At 41.7% G+C, this 2,217-nt stretch carries 3 protein-coding genes; all 3 read right to left on the bottom strand.

Going from position 1 to position 2,217, the window contains the following annotated elements; genetic code table 11:
• Window positions 1-38: 38 nt before the first annotated feature.
• On the bottom strand, window positions 39-773 hold the full coding sequence (locus tag ACWGB8_RS38425; RefSeq protein WP_452218293.1) for an ATP-binding protein: 735 nt from the start codon (window positions 771-773) through the stop codon (window positions 39-41).
• 49 nt (window positions 774-822) lie between these two features.
• A complete protein-coding gene (locus tag ACWGB8_RS38420) occupies window positions 823-1,617 on the bottom strand; it encodes a hypothetical protein (protein ID WP_377984107.1) in 795 nt (264 codons plus the stop codon).
• A gap of 17 nt (window positions 1,618-1,634) precedes the next feature.
• Window positions 1,635-2,217 (bottom strand): ERF family protein (locus tag ACWGB8_RS38415; RefSeq protein WP_452218292.1); only part of this gene is annotated, 583 nt, incomplete at its 5' end.

Raw genomic sequence — 2,217 nt, 5'->3', positions numbered from 1 at the left:
TCGAATACAATAGCCGGTATCATTTTTTGTCATCCCCCTTATGCTTTCCGCTTATCTTTCCCGATCATCGTCTGAATGTTGGCGTTATCCATTACGCGACTGAAATTTCTCGGCCCGATCATACTTTCTAACCCTTGAATTTTGTTAGGGTTATCCTCGCTCATTGGAATATTAGGATTTAGGTTTGTTGTAAAAACGGTGTTCATTCCCTGGCGTGCGTCTAAAATCGGGAACAAAACATCATGCACAAGCCAGTCCGTGTGATTCCCCGTTCCTAAATCGTCCAATACCAACAAGTCAGCTTTTTCGAACCGCGCAAATATTTCATGTTCTTGGTACTGTGAATCTTTGTTGTACGTGGCCCTAATGCTTTTTGACATCATCGGAATATTGACTAATATTGCCGTATGCCCTTTCCTGATAACCTCGTCACATATCGACTTGCTTAAATGGCTCTTCCCTGTGCCGTATGATCCCCAAAATAGAAGGTTTTTCGGTTCTTCTAGGCTAAACACCTCTAAATATCTTTTGGCTGTCTGTAGCCCCTCTGACTCCATTTGCGTGTACTCTATGAAGTTGTCAAAGCTTGCATTTCTCAGCTTCGGATTGATGAAGGAAAAAGAGCTAAAGTCTTTTTGAAGGTTTTTCAGTTTGGTTTTTTCGTTTTCTTCCAGGATGTCTTGAGCTAGTTTTCTATCTTCCTCCACCTTAAAGCACGGCAAGCAGTAGTCATATTTTTTCTTCGTCAGCTGGCCCGTTTCCCGATCCGGCATGACTATTTGGAATATTTCATATGGCCGTTTGCATACTTCGCAAGTCTTTTCACCAAGCTTTTCTCTTTGAAAAATCGTAAGATTCTCCGTTGCTTTCCCCAAAATGTTGTTTGTGTTTTGCAATGGATGTCACCCCTTTTTGTTCACCTTTCATTTGAACAGATAGTTTGTCGTACTGTTTCCGCAGCTTATCGGCGCTTAATATGTTTTTGTGCCAAAATTCGTGACCGGTAGCCCACAGGATCACTTCCTGAATGTCTTTTCCTGTCCGCTCGTCTTGCTGCATCATGAGCCTAATGGTATTTGCCCAGCTTTCCATATTCGGCTCTTTCATGTCCGGCGCATTCACTTTTACTTTCTTCCATAGCAGCCCCGCTAGAGCCATTTGTTTTTCATCGTATACATAGCGCTTTTTCTTCGGTTTGGGTTCTTCCTTCTGTGCCGTTGGTGTACCATCGGTGTGCCGTTTCTGTGCCACAATCTCATTTTCTGAACCCTGTAAACCCTGATATGACGCATAGTTAACGACCGTGAAGAGTGTGCCGCTATCAGTTAATTTAGTTGTTATTTCCCCGTCATTTTCCAAACTCTTGAGCTTTCGGCGTAGGGTAGTCAAAGGGTAAACTTTCTTTTTGTTGCCCTTGCCCTCCCGATAAGCCAGGTCATCTTGTAAATTCCGCAGTGACCGCAAATACTGGCCCTGCTGAACGTGTACGCCGTCCTGCTGTATGCCTTCTTTTGAGGAAACCGCGTTCCCAATGAGATAGAAGAAAATTCGAAACTTAACCACGTCCGACCATATATCATGATTGAATATCCCCCTATTCATCAGAAACGCGTCCATATTCCCTCAGTCCTTTCCTATGCTGATTCTTTTTCTGCTTTTGCAATCCATTGTTTGAGTTTATTTATATTGAAGTCCGCTTGACCTTCAGGAAGTTTATTCAAATCAGTTATATTTAGGGCTGTATAAACTAGAGATTCTTCCTGCCCCCGCAGACCTGCGAATTTAACCGCTAAATCTTTCAATTCCATTTTTTGTTCTTCTGTTATTAACTTAGTCGGCTTTGATTCTTCGACTTTTTGTTGAAACGCATCAGGATCATCATTGTCTGTTGCGATGTTGAATTGTTTTAAGAAGAAGTATTTTTCCGCATAGGTTAGGGCCTTACCGACACCTTTTTCACCCGCTCTGTCAACACCCTGTGCATAAAACGGTACAACCATTGTTTCCTCTGGGTTTTCTGCATTGATCCATTTGAATTCCATTGTCAATTCAGTAAAATATGTTGTTGTTTTTTTGTTGACGTTTCCGTTTTTGTCTTTGAATTCAACTGTTTCAGTCCGTACATTTTTATCAATAATTCTCGGTATAAGTAAAAGCCCTAATTCATCCATTTTTTCTCTAATTGCCGCAACCACTTGACTGGAACTTGTATAGGAA

It is taken from the genome of Kitasatospora sp. NPDC054939 (assembly GCF_053610105.1).
The sequence above is the reverse complement of the archived record's forward strand: the minus strand, read 5'-3'. Positions and strand labels throughout refer to the sequence as shown.